This is a genomic window from Bacillus sp. N13C7 (assembly GCF_026790065.1).
GTDB lineage: Bacteria > Bacillota > Bacilli > Bacillales > Bacillaceae > Bacillus.
Genome location: NZ_JALAMO010000015.1, coordinates 1 through 6,884, shown reverse-complemented (window position 1 = coordinate 6,884; position 6,884 = coordinate 1). Strand labels below are relative to the sequence as shown.

Below are 6,884 nucleotides of genomic sequence, written 5' to 3'. Positions count from 1 at the left end.
CAGGAAATCTAACCGTAGACAAGAATTTGAATATTACAGGACAGACCCAAGAACAAAAGAATTTTAAACCTGCAGATGCTGAAATCCTTAAATGCAAAGGGAAAACTACCAAAAGCAAAACCTATTGGTGGGGCTATTCAAGAAAATTGAACAGCTGCGACAGTAAAAAAGTTGCAACATCTTTCAGCAGCGCATCATCAGTTGCAGCCGGAATCGCTGTAGCTGCAGCATGGTTTGGTATAATTCCATCTGTTCCTCCTGGTCTCAGTGCAGCTTACTTCGGTCTCGTTGCATCAAGAATAAATGCCAATAATAACGGGAAAGGTGTAATAGCTGATATGACTTGGGCTGTAGTCTTTAACATCAAACCTCAGAAATAACATAAAGTAGCCAGAGGGGTGATAAAGCGTGTGGGATTTTATAGTCAGCTACACAATACCCATTTTCATGGTTTTATTTCTAGCTGTGACTTGGATCAGAGTTGCTAGACAAAACAAAAAAGACGGGAAGTCGAATAAATCATTCGCCAAACATTTAGCTCTGGCTGTAGTTGTTACAGTTATTGTAGTCTCAGCACTTTCGTACATGATCATTAATATGACAGTATAAGCAGACATTCAATTGTCTGCTTTTTTTATTACGAATCTCTTTCGTTTTTTGCGCCCCACCGAAAACTTACCGCAATAAAGTTTCTAGCGTTTCTCATATGCTACCATTTACATAAAAAGGATTTTAATAGGGGGTATGGGAACGAATGAATCTTATTCCATCTGCTAGCGTGGGTGTAAAGATTAATGAGTGGTATCACTACATAAACACATTTGACCATGAAAACGCAGATAAACTGAAATCTGAAATCACGGAAATGATAGAGTCTATGGAGGAAGACCAGGACCTTCTCATATATTATCAGCTCATGTTATTTAGACATTATCTTATGATGTCATATTTATTTCCTTCGGACTCAACAAAAAAGTTAGAAAAATGGCAATATTTAAAAGAAAGCGAAGGCAAATCTCAAAAGATCACCAAACTTATGGAGTATTACGCCAACTTCTTCGAGGGAATGTACTACTTTTCAGAAGGAGATTACATAAGGGCTATTCAAAGTTATAAAAAAGCAGAAAAACGAATTTACAAAGTTCGTGACCGGATAGAAAAAGCCGAATTTTATTACAAGTTAGCAGAAGTTTATTACCACATGAAACAAACTCATGTCTCTATGTTTTATGTACAAAAAGCATTTGAAATTTACTCAAAAGAAGACACTTATTCAATCCGAAAAATTCACTGTCTGTTTGTTATTGCAGGTAATTACGTTGATTTAGAAACTCATGAAAAAGCTTTGCCACACATTAAAAAATGCTTAGCAACAGCAAGACTGATTGATAACAAACCAATCATCGCAAAAGCGCTGATAAATATGGGCTTGTGCTACAACAAAATGAACGATCCAGAGACAGCTTCAGATTATTTTCTTCAAGCTGCAGATGTAGCCAGGGAGATTAAAGCAAAAGAATTAACCCAGGCTTATTATGATCTTGCCCTGATTAAGTTTAGACAAGGCAAAAGCTTTCCTGCATTGGAATTTTTCGAACGTGCTTTAGAAAGCGCCAAAGCCTTTAAAGATGATTTTTTTATGACTTTACTTAATGTCCTTAAAGCTATATTTATTGATCGATCAAACAGGGAAGACATTATGTTAGCGTTAGAACCTCTCAGAAATGAAAGAGGATATCCTTATTTTGAAGAATTGGCTTTAGAAGCCGCTGAATTTTATACTAGGAAAGAGCGTATGGATGATTCTGTATATTTCTTTCGACAAATGGTTGACGCTCAAAAACAAATTCAAAGGGGCGATTTCCTGTATGAAATTTAAGTTGCTTTGTTCTTTGGCCATTATCACAGGGTTGTTATTTGTATCCGGTCATGAATTAGTGCAGCAACAACATGACGATTTTAAAGTGGCTTCTCGATTTGCAACTTGATTTAAGCCTTTTTTAAGACCTCACAGCACTTTTGATTCGATCATGTATTCAAAGTCGGCTTTCTTTTTAAAGACGCTCAGAAACGAATCTGAGCATCCTCAGGGGGGGTTTGACTTCCCACTCCCACATATTTTTACAAAGAAGAAGACGGATTGCTCAGCATCCGTCTTTTTGTATAGCCAGCTATCTGATTTTTACGTGGGCTACTGGTAACGCCACCTCATGCCTCTATTATGACAAAAACAAACCGAACAGATCAAATAGCCGGCAGCTCTATAGGACCCGCTTTTTATTCCACGGTTCGATTGACAACGAGCCTCCGCACCCTCAAACTCCCAAAGGCGACCCCGTCGGGCGAAAAACGCCCTCTGGGGCACCTCCGGCAGTTTGCTTGAAGGTGCCTCTCATTGTAAATCGACTTTCGCGGCATAAACGCTCGTTTACTGGTTCACCCCAAGAAACGCCGTCAAATCAAGGTTCGTTGGGATGTCCGTTTTCAAGTCCCCAAATTTCATTCCTCAGAATAAGACAGCTCCAGCGCTTTTTTCATGTACTCTTCTTCTGTGATTTCTTCATGAAAACGTCTTTCTAAGAGCTTTTCCTCTTCTTCCGTCAGCACTAATCCTTCAAAACCAAGAGTTGCCCTTACGTATCTCATAGCCTTTTCAAAATCATTCATGTCAGCCACGTCACTACACCTCTCATTCATTTTACCCCATTAGCAAAGGATGTTCCCGCCGTCACATCCAGCACTCAATGCACCCTTTTACAAAACAACTTAAATAAAGGGTGCAGCACGAAAGGGCTTTGACCTCACCATAGCGAACCCTTTTTATGGGGTGATTCGATATGGAAGTAGGAGTTAAATTATCATCAAAAGACGTTGCAAAGCGTCTTGGTATAGAGCCTGTGACTGTACGAAAATATTCAAGCAAGCTTGAAGAACAAGGATATTCCTTCAAGAAAGACTCCAAGGGATGGCGACTCTATAGCGAAGATGATGTAAAGGCTCTAGAGTATCTATGTACAATGACCAAAATCAATGGACACTCACTCGATGAAACCGTAAAACATATAGCAGGTTTGTATCGATCAAATCTGTCCATATCGAATACCGATACATCGCTACAAGACAATCCGTTGATTGAATTCATCAAGCGACAAGAGGAATTCAATCGAAGCATGCTGGAACGCATGGAGGCATTCGAAAAAAGACAAAGCGAAAGACACGAACTTCTCACACAAGCCTTACGAGAGTCGCTGGAGACACAAAAAATGATTGCAGCCACCCGCCAAAAAAAGTGGTGGCAGTTTTGGAAACCGTAATAGAATTTCCTTCTGAAAAAGTGGGGGTGTAATTTTTACATCCCTCCCCCCGGCGGACTATGTCCGCATGTCAGGCGGGCGAATAAAATCGCCCATTGCCTGCCATAAAACCCAAGAGGACTGAACAGGGTGAGCCTCGTTACTCTTCCCTGTTCAGTCCTCTTTTTTGCTTCCATTTCGGGTGCGAGACTCCCTATCGGATCGTCCCGCAGCCCTTCATTTCAGCAAGCCATTTTGTCCTCGCTCGGAACCTGCCCGAGCTGTGGAAAATGGCATTCCCCGCACCCTGTGGGTGGGAGAGGCGGAGTTAAAAGTGTCGGACACAATGTGTCCAACCCACTCCGCAAAAGGGATGGCACGCCCTCCCCCTTGACCCCCACCGTCCGACACTCTAAAATTGAGCTAATCACTCAATTTTTGGAGGTCGAAAAAACCATGGTCGCACGTCAAAAAGAATCCGTCCGACTCGATCCCGAAGTTGTTTCGCTCGGTCGCAAGCTCGCGAAAAAAGACTTCGGATCGGAAACCAAATTTGGACTGCTGATCGAACACGCCATCCGGGCGTATCACGCTCATCAAGTCCAACCTGTCGAAGCAAGCTCGTTGCTATCCGCAACCGAGCAAGCTCTCATCGACAGGATCGAAAAAAGAGTCGAAGACATGGGAACACAAACAGTCGAAAGAATCGCCAATCTCACTGCAAAATCCAGTTTTGAAACCACATACAACTCCATCATCATGGAACAGATTTACGACTTCATTTTTTCTAAAAATGAACCGAAGCAACGCCGCGAACAAATCCGAAGTGCTGCTGCTCAAAGAATGCGGAAACGCTTTGATAAAGAAGGCGCTGAAAGAGTCAGCTCTCTAATCCAAGAAAACAAGAAATTAGAAACTGAACTAGCCGAAACCAAGAACGTATTGAACATGCTGACTCAGGAATTCGAAGATCTAGATTCCCGACATGATTCTCTAAAAGCAGACCTCGAAAAACAGAAAAACGAAACACAAAGAATAACCCGTACAGCTCTTCAATATCAGAACGAGAACGCACAGCTTCACCAGCAACTAAATAAACAAAAAGCAGAAATGAATGAGCTTCAAAAGAAACTGACACATCTCTTAGAAAATCACAGTCGGATTCATAACAACAAAAAGCTTCTGGAGATGTACGAGGAGGAGCGACGTTAATGGTCGCCCATGTAAAATCACTCGGCTTCGCCAGTCATAGCAAAGGCGGAAAACCAATCACGCACATCAAAGAGCATATCAAATACATACAGCTCGACAGAGAGCATCACCGGACACCGCCGGAACTATTTACAGCTACACAAAACAGCATTGAACGAATTGAATTTTTCAAAAAGCTGAATGAACAGCCAAAGCGTGGAGTGGTCGGGCATAAACTTGTTATCTCATTGAGCGAAGATGAACACGAACGATATGCCACCGATCTGAAAGAACTCGTCAGAGACACCATGAACCGGTTCGAGGGAAAACACAACGTTAAACTGGATTGGGTCGCAGCCGTCCATGATGACAAAGGGCATCCCCACGCTCACGTTGTTATCCGAGGATACAACGAAGACGGTAAACAAGTCGGACTGTATCCGTCACACTTAAAAGACCTACAAGCCTTCGCCGAACAGGAAAAAGAACGACAGTTTGAGAGATCAAAAGGCAAAAACAAAACCCGCGATTTTTTTAAAGAGCTTTCTGAAGAAAGAGAACATGAGCCAGCTCTTCAGCCTGCCGAATTAATACGAGAACAACGGAACAAAGAAGCTCAGCGAGAAATAGAAAAAGAACAGCAGCGAGCACAAAGCCGCCGCAGCCATGATCATGGAATTGACCGTTAAAAAAGAGCAGACCCTCGGGCCTGCTCTTTTCATGTGATTATGTAATTTTTGATTCCCGGATGCCAGTAAGCCATGACTTCGAATGCACCATTAGCAACCTCGTCATCTTCTTCCTCTATCTTGACCAGATCGCCGTCTTCCGCATCACCAAGGTTCAGCTCTTTATGTATCTCTTTCAAAATGCCGCCGTACCCGATCAGCCTTCGGGCAGCCAGTGCATCATCCAAATAAAAAACCGTGTTCAGATTGTCTTCCGTAACCTTATTGCCGCGCACAACATCTGTATCTTTGACCGGATACTTGGAGATTTCAAGAACTGCTTTCTGCTCCATCATCGCTTCCCGCACATCACTCTCAATCTGCTCCGCATCAATCTTAGCTTTACCTTTCACTCGACGAATATCGACAATCGGGGTGTAATCCAATTTCATTGCCTTTTTCCAAAGGCTTGTCCAATCCGCTTGTTTGATATAGTTCTTGCCAGTAAAATAACTTTTCTTTACGGGTATCAACACATGGAAATGCGGATGATATGTATCTTCTTCATGATTTTTAGTAATCTCTAACGCTCGGAAAAATCCAAGAACCGAAGTCTTCACTTTCTTGTACTGGAAGAGCTTCCGAAAGCCTTCCATCATCTCTGAAATTTGTGGCTTCAGCCTTTCTCCCTTCACATTCCGAACTGTTAACGTGAGAAAAATCCATCCGCAGCCATACTGCCGATTGGCTTCCTCAACAATCAACTTATTGTGATAAGCAATTTTCAAAGACCTGCGCCACGCGCACATTGGGCATAACCTCACTTTACAAAAATGGGCTTGATACAACTTTAGTTTGTCCGTCTCCGGATCTCTTTTAAACGAAAGGTATTCTGCACATCCATTCAGCTTTTCAGCTTTTTTGCCATAGTAAGGTGCTCCAATCTTGCTTTTTAACGCTTCATAATGCTCTGCCATAAGATTAGTCCGTCTCTTTTTCCCTTTCCAATCCCGCTTTTTACCTGTTGCGGTCCTGTCATCGAGGATGCTATAATTATGTTCAACTGAATTCAAACGAAACGAAACTCCTTTCTGTGCTAGTAATCTAGCGTTCTATTATTGCTGTGTGGTAACTCAATAATAGCAGAAGGAGTTTTGTACTGTCAAAATTAACTTAAACCCTTGACACACAAGGCTTTAACCCGATTTTCAAAAATGATGTTGTTTCTATATAGTATCAAGATAAGAAAAGACCCGATTTCGGCTTTGCCAAAATCGAAAAAGACCGGCTGAAAACAGCCGGCTTTTTTTAAACCCAAAAACCTCTCTCCCCCCGAAGGGGGAGATTTTTTTTGATTTTTAAAGATGATTGCGCTTTTTATTCGGTTTTTGTTCGGCTGACCTTCGGTTACAGACAAGCCTATTTATGATTTATTTGGTAATTGTAGAATACATTTACAGGAGGTCTTTTTGATGAAAAGAGTCGTTACCGTTTTATTAGCCCTGTGTTTATTGATTTCTTTGGCTCCAAATGTTTTCGCTCAAGAATCAGCCCCAAGTAATCTACCACCTATGAAAAAGTACAGTGAAGAGCAATATGACAAAGAGGACATTCTAGCGCTAGAAAAGTATGTTTCCGTAAAAGATGGGTATTTTGTTTTGGATTCTTCCAAAGCTAAATCAGACGGCTTTAAAAATGATCTGGTTGACGGACAACAAAAATACTTCGAATT

Annotated in this window: 7 protein-coding genes and 1 pseudogene; 6 read left to right on the top strand and 2 right to left on the bottom strand. The window is 41.7% G+C overall.

The features are described from left to right. Nucleotides 1–380 (top strand): hypothetical protein (locus tag MOB98_RS16240; protein WP_268425363.1); only part of this gene is annotated, 380 nt, incomplete at its 5' end. Nucleotides 381–754: 374 nt separating this feature from the next. Continuing rightward, entirely contained in the window at nt 755–1,879 is a 1,125-nt protein-coding gene (locus MOB98_RS16235; RefSeq protein WP_268359899.1) for a tetratricopeptide repeat protein, read from the top strand. Between the two features lie 620 nt (nt 1,880–2,499). Here MOB98_RS16235 and MOB98_RS16230 read toward each other — a convergent pair. Continuing rightward, entirely contained in the window at nt 2,500–2,676 is a 177-nt protein-coding gene (locus MOB98_RS16230; protein ID WP_268359901.1) for a hypothetical protein, read from the bottom strand. Nucleotides 2,677–2,837: 161 nt separating this feature from the next. On the opposite strand from MOB98_RS16230, the gene MOB98_RS16225 reads away from it, so the two are divergent. The 3 genes from MOB98_RS16225 (at nt 2,838) to MOB98_RS16215 (ending at nt 5,173) form a co-directional block, all read left to right on the top strand. After that, nucleotides 2,838–3,314 carry a DUF3967 domain-containing protein gene (locus MOB98_RS16225; protein ID WP_268359894.1) on the top strand — a complete coding sequence of 159 codons (477 nt, stop codon included), beginning with the start codon at nt 2,838–2,840 and terminating at the stop codon, nt 3,312–3,314. A 435-nt stretch (nt 3,315–3,749) separates the two neighbouring features. Then, complete coding sequence (locus MOB98_RS16220; protein ID WP_268359895.1) at nt 3,750–4,505, top strand: hypothetical protein; 756 nt, start codon at nt 3,750–3,752, stop codon at nt 4,503–4,505. Beyond that, entirely contained in the window at nt 4,505–5,173 is a 669-nt protein-coding gene (locus MOB98_RS16215; protein WP_268359897.1) for a relaxase/mobilization nuclease domain-containing protein, read from the top strand. Before MOB98_RS16220 ends, MOB98_RS16215 begins: the two co-directional genes overlap by 1 nt. Before the next feature lie 29 nt (nt 5,174–5,202). Here MOB98_RS16215 and MOB98_RS16210 read toward each other — a convergent pair whose 3' ends face one another. Continuing rightward, nucleotides 5,203–6,225, bottom strand: coding sequence for a protein rep (locus tag MOB98_RS16210; RefSeq protein WP_268359898.1), 1,023 nt, complete (start codon nt 6,223–6,225; stop codon nt 5,203–5,205). Between the two features lie 399 nt (nt 6,226–6,624). Between MOB98_RS16210 and MOB98_RS16205 the strand changes: the two are divergent. Beyond that, a pseudogene (locus tag MOB98_RS16205) lies at nt 6,625–6,884 on the top strand (hypothetical protein); the annotation flags it as partial.